The following is a 15,434-nucleotide window of genomic DNA, read 5'->3' on the forward strand; positions in this document are numbered from 1 at the left end:
GTTGTGCCCTGACGCCGGATAAACCGGCAGTCATCGAATCGATGCAAAGGGGTGAAGCGGTCAGTCTTTGATAACGACGCCGGCTTCGGTGTTATGGATGAAGTCGTCGGGGACCGGCGGGCCCCAGAGATAGAGCGAGTCCTCCGGCGCGAAGTCACCGGCGGGCCACGTGCGGCCAGCGGACACGAAATCGATGTCGGCGGAGTACTCGCAGAACGAGCCCCACGGGTCTTGCACGTAGTGGAAGTAGTTCGAGCCCAGCACGTGTCTGCCTGTGCCCCAGCCCTTCGTGAAACCGGCGGCGGCCATCTGCGACGCGCCCTGGCCCACGAGATTCACGTTATCGACGTCCCACGCCGCGTGATGCCAGCCGCGCGCGCTGCTCTTGGCGAACGCGACCAGATGATGGTCGCTGCCATGCGGCGCGTGCGTGAACGCAATGATGTCGAGCGACTTGTCCGACAGACGCAGGCCGAGCGCCTTGCCGTAGAAGTCGAGCGCGCTGAGGACGTCAGGCGAGAACAGCAGCACGTGAGAAAGACGACGCGGACGCACGGTCATCGCTTCCGAACGCATGTGCGCGCCGCGCTCATTCGCGCTGCTCGAAGCGACGACGCACGGTGCCTTATCGAATGGCGTCGTCTTCGGGCCGATCCTGACCTGGATCAGGTTGCCGTCCGGATCGTGGAACCAGAAGCCTTCGTCGGGCGATGCAACCCGCTTCGCACCCGCCGCCACCGCCTGATTGCGGATCGCTGCGAAGTCCTCTTCGAAACAGTTGAAGCTGAGATACGCGAGTGACTTTCCAGATGCGGGAAGGATGCGCGCCCAGCGATGACCATCGGTTGCGCGCAGTTCGAGTTCCGAGGCTGTCGCCGCCACATCGAGACCGAACGCGCGGAAGAAACGCTCGGCATCGGCGAGCGAGGGAACGTTGAGCGCAAAGTGATCGATCGAGTGAACACTCGCGCATGCAAATGCTACGGCAGGGCCGCTCATGACCGTGTCTCCATGTTCGGTGAGCGCCGGCTCTGCGGCCGGCTTCGTGCATAGGGAATCAGCGCGCTGCTTCGTCGGCGATGACATTGCGCAGGGTGCCGATCTTCTCGACCGACACTTCGCATACGTCGCCTGCTTTCATCAGCAGCCGCGGCGTGCGAGCCCAGCCAATGCCCGATGGCGTGCCGGTTACGATCACGTCGCCCGGTTCGAGGGTGATGGCTTCGCTGATCACGCTGATGAGCGTCGCGACGTCGAAGACCATGTCGCTGGTGCTCGCCGACTGAACCACTTCGCCGTTCACGCGCGTTTCCAGCAGCAGGCCTTTCGCGCCCGCGGGCAGTTCGTCGGCGGTCACGAGGTCGGGACCGAATGCGCCGGTGCCATCGAAATTCTTGCCGACGGTCCACTGCGGCGTCTTGAACTGATATTCGCGCACGGAGCCGTCGTTGAAGAGGGCGTAGCCCGCGACGTGCGAGAGCGCGTCTTCCTTGGCGATGTGGCGGCCGCCCGTGCCCAGCACGACCGCGACCTCGCCTTCGTAATCGAGCCCTTCGCAATCGGCTACGCCCGGACGGATCATCGGCTGCTCGTGCGCGATGAGACTGGTGTTGACGCGCAGGAAAAGCGTCGGGTAATCGGGTTGTTCGTACTTGCTTTCTTTCGTGTGGTCGGCGTAGTTCAGACCCACGCACACGATCTTCGGCGGCTTTTGCAGCGGCGGAAGGAACTTCAGGCCAGCGGCAGGCACTTTGTCTTCCGTCGCGTGGGTCTTCGTGTACTCATCGAGACGCACGCCGCGAGCGAGGAGCGACTCCAGCGGCTCGTCGCCGATGACGCGCACGTGATCTCCATCGCGAACGCCGAGGGTTGCCTTGCCATTCATTTCGAAACTGACGAACCGCATATTGCCTCCTGTTCACCCGAGGCAAGCCGCCTCAGGGTTGAGTGATTCTCGAATTGACGAATTTGTCATTTCCAATTCTAAGAAAAATGACAATATCGTCAACATGAATCGAGCTAGGACAAACCCGCAGGCGGCACGCGCTGCTAAAATCAAGCCAGATCAAAGGGATAGTCAATGGAAGCGACAGATTCGATCGAGAATCATCGAACCCGCGTGGGCGCATTGCGACGCGAGAAGACGCGCATTCGCCTGATCGAAAGCGCGCTGGGCGTTTTTGCGGAGAAGGGCGCGGACGCGCCGACGATCGATGATTTCATCGCCGCGGCGGGTGTGGCGCGCGGGACGTTCTACAACTACTTCCGCACGACGGCGGAACTGCTGTCGGCGGTGGCCGGCGAAAGCAGCGACGAAGTGCTCGCGGTCATCGATCCACTCGTGCGTGCAATCGACGACCCTGCGCAGCGCGTGGTGGTGGGTTCGCGCCTCTACATGGGCATGGCCGCACGCTATCCGCTGTGGGGCGCGTTCATCACGCGGGTAGGCACGAAACGGGGGTCGCGAGGCCGCTTGCTCGACGAGTACCTTATCCGGGATCTGCAGATGGGCCTGGATGCGGGCCGATTCGACGTGGCGGACGTGGTCGTCGCGCGCGATATTGCGCTTGGCTCGATCATGTACGGCATCGACACGCTGTTATCTGGCGACGCGCCGGTCGATTATGCCGAGCAGGCGATGTTCGCGCTCATGCGCGCCTTCGGAATCGGATCGCGGGAAGCACGCAAACTTGCCTATGCGCCAATTGCCGAGCCGCCGGCGCCGCGCGGCGCCATCTTTGAACGCGTCGATGCGTTGTCAGGCGAACACGGCGGGCTGAATCGTGACGCGGCGAGTTAGGTTGCAGGAAGGGAATCGCGTTGCCTCGGCGCGTCTCACTCGCCGCCCCGCACCGATTGAATGAGATTGTCGCGCAACGTGACGATGGTCTTTTGCAGCTTCGCGAACTCGTCCGGCGCGAGCGCGGTCGCATCGGTGAGGTCCATCTTCAGGCATTTTTCGCGCAAGCGCCGGCCGCTTTTCGTCAGGCTGATCAACACCTGGCGCTCGTCGCCGGGGTCGCGTCGCCGTTCGACATAGCCCATCGCCTCCAGCTTCTTCAGCATCGGCGTGAGCGTGTTCGATTCGAGAAACATCTTCTCGCCCAATCCGCCGACGGTCTGATTGTCCTGCTCCCACAGCGCGACGATCGCGATGTATTGCGGATACGTGAGCCCGAGTTCATCGAGCATCGGCTTGTAGGCCTTGCCAAACGCCAGATTCGTCGAATAGACGGCGAAGCATAGAAAGTCGGAGAGGGGCAGGGGGGCGGGCGGGATAGCGGTTTTCATTGATGACCTCGGTCGGCACGAGACGCATTGTGCGTAAATGAAATACTTATCGCATACGATTATATCGCAAAAGATTCGATCAGGCTTGGGCCCGATCGATGGAGCGCCACTGGGCCATCGCGACCGACATGCACGATGGCCCAGTGGTGACCAGGGTCACGCGTCAGTGGTGCGTATAGAGCGAGTCGTTCGTTACCGAAGTGGCGCGCATGCCCGCCTCAGAGCGGCCTTGGCTCGCGCCGCCATATTCGGTGGTCGAGCCGGCGGCGTCGCGCCCGGCGGCCAGCGTCTGTGCGCTCGGACCGCTTTGCGACGCCGGCGCGCCGACCGTTCCCCGGTAGCCGGGGGACGGACCATAGCCGCTCGCGAATGCGGGGGCGGTCACGAGCGCCGAAGCGGTGAGGAACAATGCAGCGATGGAATTGCGTTTCATGAGCGATCTCGGCAAATCAGGTTAGAGAGAGGATGGGTTGCGATTTCACGCCGTGACGACGTTCATCTCGACTTCAATGTTTCCGTGCACGGCTTTCGAGTACGGGCAGATCTGATGTGCGGCCCGCGCGATCGCCTCGGCCACTTCCTGATCGATGCCGGGGATGCGCACGGTGAAATGTGCGCCGAGGAACCAGGCGGCGCCCGTTTGACCAATGTTGACCTGGATATCGACGGAATGATCCTCGGGCAGCGTGACCTTCTTTAGCGACGCGGCGATACCGAGCGCAGCGATATAACAGGCCGACCACGCGCCGGCGAACAGCTGTTCGGCAGTCGGATGCGGCTCGGCCGCGATGAAGTCGTACGCCTGGCCGCCGGGCGCCGAGAGCTTCAGATCCACGACACCGTGCTCGCCGCGCTGAAGGGCGGGGTCGCGATTGATGGTGGTGTGGGTCTTGCCAGAGAAGAGGACTTTTTCGATCTTTGCCATGGTGGATTCCAGGTTGGGTGCGAGTGATGTTTATATCGCATGCGATGTAATCGCATGCGTCGCAGAATGCACGATCTCAAAAGCGATGTCAAGCGTATGAGATTAAATCGTATGCGATTCTTTGTGGGGCGCAAAGCCGTGTTGAGTCGCCGTTATACGCCGCTAACGCTGAATCCACCTCGTCCAGCCCCGACATTGCAACGCCGCAGAACTGTGTAACACTACTGTCATAATTCGAAGATACGAAATGGATCGGCCGTGCTAATTCTGCTCAATCTCTTATCTGGCGTCGCGCTGTTGGTGTGGGGTTCACATATTGTCCGTACCGGCATTCTCCGGGTGCTCGGCGCCGATCTTCGCGCGATTCTGGGGCGCAGCACCGGCAGCAAGATGCGAGCATTTCTGGCGGGTATCGGCGTCACGAGCCTCGTACAGAGCAGTAATGCCACTGCGGTGATCATCACGTCGTTCGCCGCGCAAGGCCTGGTGCCGCTGGCGGCCGGACTGACGGTCATGCTCGGCGCGGATGTCGGAACTGCGCTGATGGCGCGCGTGCTCACGCTCGATCTGTCATGGCTTTCGCCGATTCTGATTCTGTTCGGCGTCCCGCTTTTTCTGACCCGCAAGCAGACGCGAGCGGGGCAGGTAGGGCGCACGATTATCGGCCTCGGACTGATTTTGCTGGCGCTGCACCTCATCGTCGAAGCCGCACAACCGATGACGCAGGGTGCGGGCGTGCGCGTGATGTTCGGCGCCCTCACAGGCGACACCATGCTCGACGCGCTGGTGGGCGCCGGCTTCGCCATGCTCTCGTACTCGAGCCTCGCCGCCGTCCTGCTGACGGCGACACTGGCTTCATCAGGCGTGATCTCGCTGAAGGTCGCCTTGTGCCTGGTCGTTGGCGCGAATCTCGGCAGCGGGCTCCTCGCCCTGCTCAATGCCTTTCCGCAGAACGCGGCCGCACGGCGGCTCTCCGCGGGCAGCTTTGCGTTCAAGCTGGCGGGCGCGATCGTCATCCTGCCGTTTGCGTCGCTGCTCGCACGCGGATTGCCGGTTCTGATCACCAATCCACGCGAGGCGGTGGTGGGCTTTCATGTGATCTACAACCTCGTGCGCTGCTGTGCTTGCCTCGCGCTCGTCGACCGTGTCGCTGCGATCAGCCGACGCGTGCTGCCCGATCGTGCCGTCGCGACGGGCGAACTGCGTCCGCTCTACCTCGATCCCGCCGGACTCGTGACGCCGAGTCTGGCACTGGCGAACGCGTCACGGGAGGTGCTGCGCATCGGCGACATCGTACGGGTCATGCTCGACAACGTGTCGGATCTTCTGCGACGCAACGATCTCGCTGTCGCTCGCGAGACGATGCGCATGGACGACGACGTCGACCAGCTCTATGCCGAAGTCAAAAGCTATCTGACGCTGATCTCCCGCGAACAACTCGACCAGGCGGAAAGCCGTCGCTGGACCGACATCATTTCGTTGACGATCAATCTCGAACATGCCGGAGACATCATCGAGCGAATCGTGAGTGACATCGAAGAGAAGAAGATCTCCCAGCGCCTGGCGTTTTCCGAGCAAGGCCTCGGCGAGCTCGATGATCTGCACGCGCGCCTCGTCAGCAATCTGCGTCTTGGACTGTCCGTGTTCCTCAACAACGATCTGCGGTGCGCGGAGCAGTTGCTGGCGGAAAAGGAGCGTTTTCGCGATCTGGAGCGGGCGTACTCCCACAAGCATCTCGATCGCCTCGCGGGGCAGTCCATGAGAAGCATGGAAACCAGCGCGCTGCATCTCGACCTTATCGGCAACATGAAGCGCCTGAACTCGCTCTTCTGCTCGACGGCCTATCCGGTGCTCGATGCGGCGGGCGCGCTGCATGACACACGCTTGCGCAAGCGTTCGCTCGACACGCTGCACGTCAAGGAGTGAGGCCGCTTACGCAAGCACCAGATTGCCGACTGTCTTCTTCAGGGCCCGAAAATCCGCTGCCTCGCCCGACTTGCGGTCCGTCACCAGGACGTCGATCTCGCGCGGTGCGCAAAACGTGATGCGGCTGCGCTGGCCGATCTTGCTGTGATCGGCGAGTATGGCGACGCGGTCTGCATTCTCGACCATCGCACGCGCGATCTCGGCTTCCGCCCGATCGAAGTTGCTCGCGCCGTGCTCCTGGTCGATGCCGACGGGCGATAGCATCGCGAGATCCGCCCGATAGCGCTGAATGTCGAGCACGGTCGTTGCGCCCGTGGTGGCCGCCGCCCGGTCGCTCAGCGTGCCGCCGAGCAGGATGACCTCGTTGATGGCGCGTGCGCGTTCATGCGGTTCCGATGCGCGGCGCAAGCGGAGCGCGACGTCGACCGAATTCGTGACGACAGTAAGGTTGGCGAGCTTCGCGAGCTGGTCGGCGAGAATGGCGGTGGTGGTGCCGGCATCGACGAATACGGTCTGAGCGTCGTGGATGATGCCGATGGCCGCCCGGGCGATGGCCATCTTCGCCCGGACGTGGGCATGCGCGCGCTCGCCAATCGGCGCCTCGTCGCCGGCGGGCACGGCACCCCCATGCACGCGCCGCAGAACGCCTGTCTCTTCCAGATCCAGCAGGTCGCGGCGCACCGTCTCGCGCGATACGCCGAGATCCGCCATGATCCGCTCGTTCGAGACCCGGCCCAGCATCGACAGGAGCGCGCAAATACGCTGATGACGGTCTTTCTGCCACATATGAAATGTTCAATTGTGGGGACGCGACGCGCTTCAGCTTACATCCACCAAAACGCGGCGTTGCACTTTTTTGGCAGCTTGCAAATTTGAGGATTTGAATCTAGCCTGCACAGCAGTCGGCGGATCTCTTCAACGCACTATCTTCCTTGTTGGGAGCAGCGATGACGATGAAGCGTATCTGGACGGGCCGCGTTCTTTTGATCTGCACGGCGGCCGGACTGGCTGCGGGCGGCGTTCACACTGCATCGGCTGCGCCACCCGACGCGCTCGTTGCCGCCGCCAAGCAAGAAGGGCAGTTGACCACGATCGCGTTGCCCCATGACTGGTGCGGGTACGGCGCGCTGATCGACACATTCCAGAAGAAGTACGGCATCCACGTCAACGAACTCAACCCCGACGCAGGCTCGGGCGACGAGATCGAAGCGATCAAGGCGAACAAGGGAAACAAGGGGCCGCAAGCACCCGATGTGATCGATGTCGGTCTGTCGTTCGGTCCATCCGCGAAAAAGGAAGGCCTGCTGCAGCCTTACAAGGTATCGACATGGGCTTCGATCCCGGCGTCTTCCAAGGATGCGGACGGCTACTGGTACGGTGACTATTACGGCGTGCTTGCCTTCGAAGTCAACGCGGACATGATCGACAAGCCGCCGGCCGACTGGGGCGATCTGCTCAAACCGGAGTATCGCAATGCGGTCTCGCTCGCGGGCGACCCGCGCTCGGCGAATCAGGCCATTCAGGCTGTCTACGCGGCAGGCCTCTCGCAGAGCAAGGGCGACGCAACGAAGGCCGACCAGGCAGGCCTGAAGTTTTTCGCCGATCTGAACAAGAGCGGCAACTTCGTGCCGGTGATCGGCAAGGCGGCGTCGCTCGCGCAAGGCACGACGCCCATCATCGTGCGCTGGGACTACAACGCGCTGGCTGACCGCGACACGCTCAAGGGCAATCCAAAAGTGCAGGTGATCGTGCCGAAGACGGGCGTGGTGGCCGGTGTCTATGTGCAGGCGATCAGCGCTTACGCCCCGCATCCGAACGCCGCGAAGCTGTGGATGGAATTCCTCTATTCCGACGAAGGGCAGCTCGGCTGGCTGGCCGGTTATTGCCACCCGATGCGCTATAACGAACTCGTCGCGCAAAAGAAGGTGCCGCAGGCGTTGCTCGCGAAGCTTCCGCCCGCATCGGCTTATAGCAATGCGGTGTTTCCGACACTCGATCAGCAGAACGCCACGAAGGATGCCGTGACCAAAGGCTGGGATCAGGTCGTTGGCGCGAATGTGAAGTAGGCACACGCGAGACCGCCGGGATGAGCGCATCTCCGCAGCCAGGCGCCCCGGGCCCGAACTTGCTGACGCCGGCCGGGCCCGCGCCGGAATCCGGACCTGTGCGCGAAAGCGGCGGCGCGAACTGGCTGACCTATCTCGGCCTCGCGCCGTTTTTCGCGTTCGCGCTGCTGTTTTTGCTATTGCCGACGGCTTTTCTGATGATCGGCGCGTTTCAGGACGCGCAGGGGCACTTCACGCTGGCGAATCTTCGCGAGCTGTTTCAGCCGGCCGTGCTCGATGCGTACTGGATCAGCGTGAAGGTGAGCGTCGCATCCGCGGCGGGCGGCGCGATCTTCGGCGTGCTGCTCGCGTGGGCCGCCGTGCACGGCCGGTTGCCCGCGTGGATCCGCCCGACGCTCATGACCTTTTCGGGCGTTGCGTCCAACTTCGCGGGCGTGCCGCTCGCCTTCGCGTTCATCTGTACACTCGGGCGCGTGGGCCTCGTGACGGTGCTGGCGAGGAAATATCTCGGCTTCAATCTCTATTCCACCGGATTCAGCATTCTCAGCTTTTTCGGGCTGACCATCACGTACCTTTACTTCCAGATTCCGTTGATGGTGCTCATCGTCACGCCGGCGCTCGATGGTCTGAAGCGCGAGTGGCGCGAAGCATGCGACTGCCTCGGCGGCACGGCAGCGCAGTACTGGCGCTACGTCGGATTGCCGGTCCTCTGGCCGAGCCTTCTGGGCGCGACGCTGCTGCTGTTCGCCAATGCATTCGGCGCGGTGGCGACGGCCTACGCGCTGACCGGCAGCTCGCTCAACATCGTTCCGATCCTGCTGTACGCGCAGATTCGCGGCGACGTGCTGCACAACCAGAATCTCGGTTACGCACTCGCACTCGGGATGATCGTCGTGACGGGTTTGTCGAACGGCGCCTACATCTGGTTGCGCGCACGCGCCGAAAGGGGACGCCGATGAAATCGCAGTCCCGCGCGGGCGCCTGGATCGCGATGATCATCGGCACACTGTATTTTTTGATTCCGCTCGCCGCGACCTTCGAGTTCAGTCTGCGGATGCGTCGTGACGCGTACAGTTTCGATGCTTACCGGGTCGTGCTCGGCGATCCCCATTTTCAGGCTTCATTCGGCTATTCGGTGCTGATGGGGTTGCTCACCATCGTGATCGGCGTGCTGCTTGTCGTGCCCACCGCGTACTGGGTGCAATTGCGTTTGCCGAAGCTGCGGCCGGTCGTCGAGTTCATCACGTTGCTGCCGCTCGTGATACCGGCCATCGTGATCGTCTTCGGCTACCTGCGCATCTACAACAGCAGTTCGCTTCTCCCTCTCACCAGCAATGAACGCGCGACCGATCTCCTGCTCGTGTTCGGTTATGTCACGTTATCGCTGCCGTATATGTACCGCGCCGTCGATGCGGGCATGCGCGCCGTGGACGTGCGTTCGCTGACCGAGGCCGCTGAATGCCTCGGCGCGGGCTGGACGACGATCCTATTCCGCGTGATCTTCCCGAACGTGCGCTCGGGAATTCTGTCCGGCGCGTTCCTGACGTTCGCCGTCGTGATCGGTGAATTCACGATCGCGAGCCTGCTGGATCGCCCGGCGTTCGGCCCGTACCTGCAACTGATCGGTGCGAACCGCGCTTACGAGCCCTCGGCGCTGGCGATCATCGCCTTCATCGTGACGTGGGCATCGATGGGGTTGATCCAGGTGTTCGGCTCGGCGCGTGCGCTGGCCGGCCATAAAACCTGAGCCGACGAGGCCGCGACCGATGGCATTCCTCGAAATCGACAATCTTCACAAGACGTTCGGACCGAACGTCGCGCTGCATCGGTTCGACATGAAGATCGAGCAGGGCGAGTTCATCACGTTTCTCGGTCCGTCCGGGTGCGGAAAGACCACCGTGCTGCGCATGATCGCCGGATTCGAAACGCCCACGCGTGGCACGATCCGCCTCAACGGGCGTGACGTCACGCACGTGCGCACGCGCGATCGCGCTGTCGGCATGGTGTTTCAGGCTTATGCGCTATTTCCCAACATGACGGTGGCGCAGAACATCGGCTTCGCGTTGAAGGTCGCGAAGCGCTCGCAGAAGGAGATGGACGCGCGCGTGGCCGAGATGCTCGACCTGATCAAGCTGCCGCATCTCGCGGGGCGTTATCCGTGGCAGTTGTCAGGCGGGCAGCAACAGCGCGTCGCGCTGGCGCGTGCGCTTGCGAGCAAGCCGCAGGTGTTGCTGCTCGACGAACCGCTTTCCGCGCTCGACGCGAAAATCCGCGTCTCGCTGCGCGAAGACATCCGGGCGCTGCAGCGCGATCTCGGCATCACGTCGATTTTCGTCACGCACGATCAGGAAGAAGCGCTGTCTATCTCGGACCGCATCGTCGTGTTGAACGACGGGCGCGTCGAGCAAGTGGGTTCGCCGCTCGACATCTATAACTTTCCACGTACGCGCTTTGTTGCGTCGTTCGTGGGGACGCTCAATATCTTCGCCGGCCGGGTGATCGATCCCGCAACGGGGCGCATCGCGGTCGAAGGTCTGGAGCTGGTGACTTCGCGGTCGCTGTCCCCGGACGATGCCGGCAAGGAGCGCACGCTTGCGCTGCGGCCCGAGGCGATCCTGCTGGAGCCGCCATCGAACGGCCGTAATTCGCTGGCGGCGACGGTCGAAGAGATCAGCTTCCTCGGTTCCGTGGTGCGTATTCGCGCGCGGGTCAACCGCGCAGTCGTTTCGCTCGATGTCTTCAACGATCCGAACCGGATTCTTCCCGAGCGCGGGCAGCCGGTGGCTCTTGGGTTTTCGCACGACAACCTGCTCGTGCTGGATGAGAGCGTGCAATCCGTATAAACACGACACCAAGGCGCGACATGGCGACTCGCTCAGCATCACTTCTGATCTCAATCGCAATCACGCTGATATTTTCAGGTTGCGCATCGCACTATGCGTATCGGGGCAAGATCCTCGTTCCCGAGCCACCCGAGCAGACTTGTCCTGCGGATGAGCAGGGCGACGTCGATACGAAATGCGCCAATGTCACTCCAGAGGTCGTCGATTCGAAATACGAGCTGCATTTCGTCGAATTCGACGATCAGGGCTGGACTTACGCCGATGATGAATCGAAGCCCGACGAACATCCTTCGCAACAGATCGACAAGCTGATGCAACGCCTGCGCACTTTGCTTTCAAGAGGCGAGAAGGTAAAGCTTATCTTGTTCGTTCATGGATGGAAGCACAACGCGATGACGGAGGACAGCAACGTTCGCGACTTTCGCAGGCTGCTTGAACGCGCGGCCGCGGACGAGCTCTATCACGAGGGCGACAAAGATCGCATGCGCAAGGTGATAGGCGTGTATGTCGGGTGGCGGGGCAACCCGTGGCAGACCGTGAGTGGCAATCCGCTTCTGAATATCACGTTCTGGACCCGCAAGGACGCGGCGTCGCGCGTGGCGGCTGGATCGGTGCGCGAGCTGTTTGCGAGGCTTCGTTCGATGCGCCGGTATTACAACACGATGGCGCTGCAAAATTTCGATCCGGTGCCCCCCGTGCGGTCTCTGATGATCGGCCACAGCTTCGGCGGATTGATACTCTATACGGCGACGTCGGGCCCATTGATCGAGTCGCTCTCGGTCAAGAAGGATCTCAAGGGGCTGGAGGATCCCGAATGGAGCGTCAATCTAGGCGACGACTCCGCGCAGGCTTTCGAATCCGTCGATCGCGTGGCGGATATGATCGTGCTCGTCAATCCGGCCTTTGAGTCTTCGCGGTTCCAGCCGCTCTACACTGTGGCTCAGCGCCGCGATCCCGCGCCACGATACGAGGCGCCAGTGCTCGTGTCGATCACGTCGGCCACAGACCAGGCCACCCGTCTGGCCTTTCCCGCCGGGCGCTTCATCAACACGCTTTTCGAGCGGCCGACTTCGTCCGACGAGCAGGCTAGCGCGATCAAGCAGACCCCGGGCAACATGCAGGATTACGTGACCCATCACCTCAACAGGCCGAAGGACGGTACGTTCACCGAGCCGTGCGGGACCTGGACGACCGTGGGGAACCTGTTGACGATAAAGGGTCCGGAGCTGGACGCCAGAGTCACGAACAACAAGAGGCTTGAGAACGACATGGCCGACGACCAGATAGCATCGATCACGAAAAAGCAGCGCGATCACGAGCCCTGGACCAGAAAGTTCTGCGGCGGCGCCACGCTTGAGGTTGCGGGCGGTCCCGGCACGGGCAACATCAATACGGCGGTCTGGAACGTCGTGGCGCAGGACACGGTCATCGACGGGCACGGCGATGTGATGAACCCCGCATTGCTCGATGTCGTCCGGCAGCTTTTCAGCGACACGGACGAGGGCAGGAAAGCAAAGGCGAAATCGGTCTCGGTGAAACCGGACGCGATCGCTCAATGAGGGCATCGCATGAAAATACTTTATAGGCCTGACGGACCACTCAATAGAACCAAGAACCGATTCTTCGCATAGTCCGGCAGCGGGCCGCGTGAATCTCGCGCATTCATTCAAGCAACACCCTCAGCCGGAATGTCGCGCACCACCTCGGACAACTTGCCCGAATTGATCTCGTAGAAGAAGCCGTAAAGCTTGACGTTTTTCGGCACGGCCGCGCTGGCACGAAGCAACTGAACGTCGTGTTTTATCGAGTCCTCGAAGTTGGAAATGGCCAGGCTATCGTGATCGAACATCGTCGATATGTCGGCGTGGTGATGCTCATGGAACTCGCCAACGAGGTCTTCAGGATGGAAAGCCGTTGCGCCGCAGAACGAATGATGGACGACCACGACGTTTTGAACCTTGAAGAGATAGTCCATCGTTGCGACCGATTGCAATGCTGAAAACGCGCGGCCTCCTGCGTTCGACACGGCAAACAGCGTACGCGTGTTTCCGATCCGGTTGCCCGCGTCGTCAAGAATGTTCTCGCCTGGATAGACCTCATCCCCAAGATAGTCTGCGACAGCCTGCGGGATTTCACTTGCCCTCGGATCGAAGCAGTGAATCACGATGGTCTTCATCGGGATGAAACCGCTGAATCCTTGAAAGTTCGACCGGTCGAACCACGCCAGATCGAACCACGGTTGTGTCCTGAACTCGAATTCGCTGTATTGACTCATTTGCCTTGCTCCACGCTGTACGTTTCTCGACTGATCGGAAGGGCAGCGACCCGGCGCTGCATGTGCGGCGAGTATAGGTTGGTGAATCGGCGGCACGAATGACATTGAGCCCTCGATTCCTGCCATTGCGTCGCCGCGCGAAATATCGCTGCGCGGCACGGCCAGACGCTGGCAGAAAACGAGGTATGGTTGTCATTGCGCTCCTGCGCCGGATGCCTGTAGCGTGTTCCCCTCGAAACATCCGCACTTCGATATGTCCGCCCATGCCAGGAACCGACCATTCAGATAAGCGAGCGCCGCGTAAGGTGGTCATCGTCACGTATGACGGCGCGAAGCTCATGGACATATCAGGCCCGCTGCAGGCCTTCAGCGACGCTTGCTTTGAAAGCGGTCGCCCCGCGTATGACGTCGTCCTGGCGTCCGAAGCGGGCGGCGCGGTGGCCACGGACACGCGCGTGAAGCTTGAAACGGTGCGCCTCGATGACGCGGTGATGGCGTCCGTCGACACGCTGCTCGTCGCCGGCGCCGACCTGATCATGCCGGCGGCCGCCACCGCATCGCTGAGAGCGAGGCTCGTGAACTACCTGGACTGGCCGCGCCGGCTCGGTTCAGTCTGCACAGGCGCGTTCATCCTCGCGCAACTCGGCATCCTCGACAGCCGGGACGTGACGACACACTGGGGCGCTTGCAGCCGGCTGGCGCAACAGCATCCCGCCATCAACGTGAAACCCGACGCGATTTTTGTCACGTCTGACCATATCTGGACTTCCGCGGGCGTCTCCGCCGGAATCGACATGGCGCTGGCCATGATCGAGGCCGATCTGGGCCATCTGACAGCGCTCAATGTCGCTCGCGGCATGGTTCTTTTTCTAAAGCGGCCAGGCGGCCAGTCGCAGTTCAGTATCGAGCTGCGTCAGCAGATGCGCGACGCGCGCGGCCGGTTCGAAGACCTTCATGACTGGATTCGCACCCATCTCGACGCGGATCTGTCGATTCCCGCTCTGGCGGATGCGGCACGGATGAGTCCGCGCAACTTCGCTCGCGTTTATCTTCGGGAAACCGGTGAAAGCCCCGCGAGAGTCGTCGAGCGGCTGCGCATAGAAGCTGCCAGACGTCTGCTCGAATCTGCGCACGACCCTATTCAGGTGATCGCTCGCCGGACGGGTTTTGGCGACGATGAACGCATGCGCCGGGCATTCACGAAGGTGCATGGCGTGTCTCCGCAGGATTATCGCCGCCGCTTCGGAGCGCCGAAGGTATGACGCGCATCGCGCCCAAGAAACCTGCAGGCGCAGCCGAACGACAATGTCCCGATACGAGGGGTGTTTGTCATTGCTGACGAAGACGGGCTGCATTATTTTCACCGGATAGAACATTCAAGGACTATCCATGAAACATGCTGTCACCGTCGGAGGCATTACCGCGCCGGACTCGGAACTTGCACGTAAAGCGGCCGCGCTCGTCGAAACATCCCATACCAGGCCGCTCTTGAATCATGTTCACCGGACATGGTGGTTCGCGGAGTTCATCGGCAAGAAGCGGCAAATGAAATACGACCGCGAACTCGTGTATCTTGCCTCGCTGCTTCACGATCTCGGTTTGTCCGAGCATCACGCCGCGGACAAGCGCTTCGAAGTGGATGGCGCCGACGCTGCGAGCAGATTCCTGCATGCGCATGACTATCCGAAAACAAAAATCGATGTGGTCTGGGATGCGATCGCGCTTCACGCTTGCGCCGATATCGCCGATCGCAGGGAGCCGGAAGTCGCGCTCGTTCACTTCGGCGCCCACGTCGATGTGATGGGGCTCAGGATGGACGAGATCCCCGTGCAACTGATCGACGATACGCTCGCGCTTTATCCGCGGCTGGGATTCAAAAAGGCGTTCACGCAGGCCCTCGCCGAAGTTGCGAGAAAGAAACCGCACACTGCCATCGGTACGGGCCTGGCCGACATTGGACGCCGCCTTGCACCGGCTGTCGAGATCCCTGATGTGTGTGACTTGCTCCTTGCGGCACCGTTCGAAAGCTGACCCGCATTGCGTGCCGTTTTTTTCGGGAACAAAAACTCTCTTGCATTTACGTGTGTATGCACCTATATTGTGTTTAA

The 15,434-nt window shown here is 61.6% G+C and carries 16 protein-coding genes; 9 read left to right on the forward strand and 7 right to left on the reverse strand.

Going from position 1 to position 15,434, the window contains the following annotated elements; translation table 11 throughout:
- Window positions 1-60 precede the first annotated feature (60 nt).
- Window positions 61-999, reverse strand: coding sequence for a VOC family protein (locus AWB70_RS17170; RefSeq protein ID WP_053570759.1), 939 nt, complete (start codon window positions 997-999; stop codon window positions 61-63).
- A gap of 58 nt (window positions 1,000-1,057) precedes the next feature.
- Window positions 1,058-1,906 carry a fumarylacetoacetate hydrolase family protein gene (locus AWB70_RS17175; RefSeq protein ID WP_053570533.1) on the reverse strand — a complete coding sequence of 283 codons (849 nt, stop codon included), beginning with the start codon at window positions 1,904-1,906 and terminating at the stop codon, window positions 1,058-1,060.
- 174 nt (window positions 1,907-2,080) lie between these two features.
- Here AWB70_RS17175 and AWB70_RS17180 point away from each other — a divergent pair, with 174 nt between their 5' ends.
- Complete coding sequence (locus AWB70_RS17180; protein WP_045456789.1) at window positions 2,081-2,800, forward strand: TetR/AcrR family transcriptional regulator; 720 nt, start codon at window positions 2,081-2,083, stop codon at window positions 2,798-2,800.
- A gap of 35 nt (window positions 2,801-2,835) precedes the next feature.
- Here AWB70_RS17180 and AWB70_RS17185 read toward each other — a convergent pair whose 3' ends face one another.
- The 3 genes from AWB70_RS17185 to AWB70_RS17195 form a co-directional block, all read right to left on the reverse strand.
- Window positions 2,836-3,291, reverse strand: a complete 456-nt coding sequence (locus AWB70_RS17185; protein ID WP_053570532.1) for a MarR family winged helix-turn-helix transcriptional regulator — start codon at window positions 3,289-3,291, stop codon at window positions 2,836-2,838.
- A gap of 163 nt (window positions 3,292-3,454) precedes the next feature.
- A complete protein-coding gene (locus AWB70_RS17190; protein WP_053570531.1) occupies window positions 3,455-3,724 on the reverse strand; it encodes a hypothetical protein in 270 nt (89 codons plus the stop codon).
- A gap of 45 nt (window positions 3,725-3,769) precedes the next feature.
- Window positions 3,770-4,216, reverse strand: coding sequence for an Ohr family peroxiredoxin (locus AWB70_RS17195; protein ID WP_053570530.1), 447 nt, complete (start codon window positions 4,214-4,216; stop codon window positions 3,770-3,772).
- A 258-nt stretch (window positions 4,217-4,474) separates the two neighbouring features.
- On the opposite strand from AWB70_RS17195, the gene AWB70_RS17200 reads away from it, so the two are divergent.
- The gene (locus tag AWB70_RS17200) at window positions 4,475-6,142 is read left to right on the forward strand and encodes a Na/Pi cotransporter family protein (protein ID WP_053570529.1); all 1,668 of its coding nucleotides are present in this window, start codon (window positions 4,475-4,477) and stop codon (window positions 6,140-6,142) included.
- Between the two features lie 6 nt (window positions 6,143-6,148).
- On the opposite strand, the gene AWB70_RS17205 is transcribed toward AWB70_RS17200, so the two are convergent.
- Window positions 6,149-6,928, reverse strand: a complete 780-nt coding sequence (locus AWB70_RS17205; RefSeq protein ID WP_053570528.1) for a DeoR/GlpR family DNA-binding transcription regulator — start codon at window positions 6,926-6,928, stop codon at window positions 6,149-6,151.
- Window positions 6,929-7,089: 161 nt separating this feature from the next.
- Here AWB70_RS17205 and AWB70_RS17210 point away from each other — a divergent pair, with 161 nt between their 5' ends.
- Genes AWB70_RS17210 through AWB70_RS17230 form a run of 5 tightly spaced genes read left to right on the forward strand, consistent with a single transcriptional unit; the run spans window position 7,090 to window position 12,610 of the window.
- A complete protein-coding gene (locus AWB70_RS17210) occupies window positions 7,090-8,208 on the forward strand; it encodes an ABC transporter substrate-binding protein (RefSeq protein ID WP_014193425.1) in 1,119 nt (372 codons plus the stop codon).
- Between the two features lie 20 nt (window positions 8,209-8,228).
- Window positions 8,229-9,167 (forward strand): ABC transporter permease, encoded by a 939-nt coding sequence (locus AWB70_RS17215; RefSeq protein ID WP_053570527.1) that lies wholly within the window; start codon window positions 8,229-8,231, stop codon window positions 9,165-9,167.
- On the forward strand, window positions 9,164-9,955 hold the full coding sequence (locus tag AWB70_RS17220; RefSeq protein WP_053570526.1) for an ABC transporter permease: 792 nt from the start codon (window positions 9,164-9,166) through the stop codon (window positions 9,953-9,955). Before AWB70_RS17215 ends, AWB70_RS17220 begins: the two co-directional genes overlap by 4 nt.
- A gap of 19 nt (window positions 9,956-9,974) precedes the next feature.
- On the forward strand, window positions 9,975-11,051 hold the full coding sequence (locus AWB70_RS17225) for an ABC transporter ATP-binding protein (RefSeq protein WP_053570525.1): 1,077 nt from the start codon (window positions 9,975-9,977) through the stop codon (window positions 11,049-11,051).
- Window positions 11,052-11,071: 20 nt separating this feature from the next.
- Complete coding sequence (locus tag AWB70_RS17230) at window positions 11,072-12,610, forward strand: hypothetical protein (RefSeq protein WP_053570524.1); 1,539 nt, start codon at window positions 11,072-11,074, stop codon at window positions 12,608-12,610.
- Between the two features lie 107 nt (window positions 12,611-12,717).
- Here AWB70_RS17230 and AWB70_RS17235 read toward each other — a convergent pair whose 3' ends face one another.
- On the reverse strand, window positions 12,718-13,326 hold the full coding sequence (locus AWB70_RS17235) for a carbonic anhydrase (RefSeq protein ID WP_053570523.1): 609 nt from the start codon (window positions 13,324-13,326) through the stop codon (window positions 12,718-12,720).
- A gap of 263 nt (window positions 13,327-13,589) precedes the next feature.
- Between AWB70_RS17235 and AWB70_RS17240 the strand changes: the two genes are divergently transcribed.
- Together AWB70_RS17240 and AWB70_RS17245 are read left to right on the forward strand one after the other, a co-directional pair.
- Entirely contained in the window at window positions 13,590-14,588 is a 999-nt protein-coding gene (locus AWB70_RS17240) for a GlxA family transcriptional regulator (protein ID WP_053570522.1), read from the forward strand.
- A gap of 127 nt (window positions 14,589-14,715) precedes the next feature.
- On the forward strand, window positions 14,716-15,357 hold the full coding sequence (locus tag AWB70_RS17245; RefSeq protein WP_053570521.1) for an HD domain-containing protein: 642 nt from the start codon (window positions 14,716-14,718) through the stop codon (window positions 15,355-15,357).
- Window positions 15,358-15,434: the final 77 nt, after the last annotated feature.

The sequence above is a fragment of the Caballeronia cordobensis genome, assembly GCF_001544575.2.
Classification (GTDB): Bacteria; Pseudomonadota; Gammaproteobacteria; order Burkholderiales; family Burkholderiaceae; genus Caballeronia; species Caballeronia cordobensis.

Coding starts and splice junctions, on each gene's coding strand:
- AWB70_RS17215 (WP_053570527.1), top strand. CDS start 8,229: ATGAGCGCATCTCCGCAGCCAGGCGCCCCGGGCCCGAACTTGCTGACG.
- AWB70_RS17175 (WP_053570533.1), bottom strand. CDS start 1,906: ATGCGGTTCGTCAGTTTCGAAATGAATGGCAAGGCAACCCTCGGCGTT.
- AWB70_RS17230 (WP_053570524.1), top strand. CDS start 11,072: ATGGCGACTCGCTCAGCATCACTTCTGATCTCAATCGCAATCACGCTG.
- AWB70_RS17240 (WP_053570522.1), top strand. CDS start 13,590: ATGCCAGGAACCGACCATTCAGATAAGCGAGCGCCGCGTAAGGTGGTC.
- AWB70_RS17190 (WP_053570531.1), bottom strand. CDS start 3,724: ATGAAACGCAATTCCATCGCTGCATTGTTCCTCACCGCTTCGGCGCTC.
- AWB70_RS17185 (WP_053570532.1), bottom strand. CDS start 3,291: ATGAAAACCGCTATCCCGCCCGCCCCCCTGCCCCTCTCCGACTTTCTA.
- AWB70_RS17195 (WP_053570530.1), bottom strand. CDS start 4,216: ATGGCAAAGATCGAAAAAGTCCTCTTCTCTGGCAAGACCCACACCACC.
- AWB70_RS17170 (WP_053570759.1), bottom strand. CDS start 999: ATGAGCGGCCCTGCCGTAGCATTTGCATGCGCGAGTGTTCACTCGATC.
- AWB70_RS17245 (WP_053570521.1), top strand. CDS start 14,716: ATGAAACATGCTGTCACCGTCGGAGGCATTACCGCGCCGGACTCGGAA.
- AWB70_RS17210 (WP_014193425.1), top strand. CDS start 7,090: ATGACGATGAAGCGTATCTGGACGGGCCGCGTTCTTTTGATCTGCACG.
- AWB70_RS17205 (WP_053570528.1), bottom strand. CDS start 6,928: ATGTGGCAGAAAGACCGTCATCAGCGTATTTGCGCGCTCCTGTCGATG.
- AWB70_RS17180 (WP_045456789.1), top strand. CDS start 2,081: ATGGAAGCGACAGATTCGATCGAGAATCATCGAACCCGCGTGGGCGCA.
- AWB70_RS17235 (WP_053570523.1), bottom strand. CDS start 13,326: ATGAGTCAATACAGCGAATTCGAGTTCAGGACACAACCGTGGTTCGAT.
- AWB70_RS17225 (WP_053570525.1), top strand. CDS start 9,975: ATGGCATTCCTCGAAATCGACAATCTTCACAAGACGTTCGGACCGAAC.
- AWB70_RS17220 (WP_053570526.1), top strand. CDS start 9,164: ATGAAATCGCAGTCCCGCGCGGGCGCCTGGATCGCGATGATCATCGGC.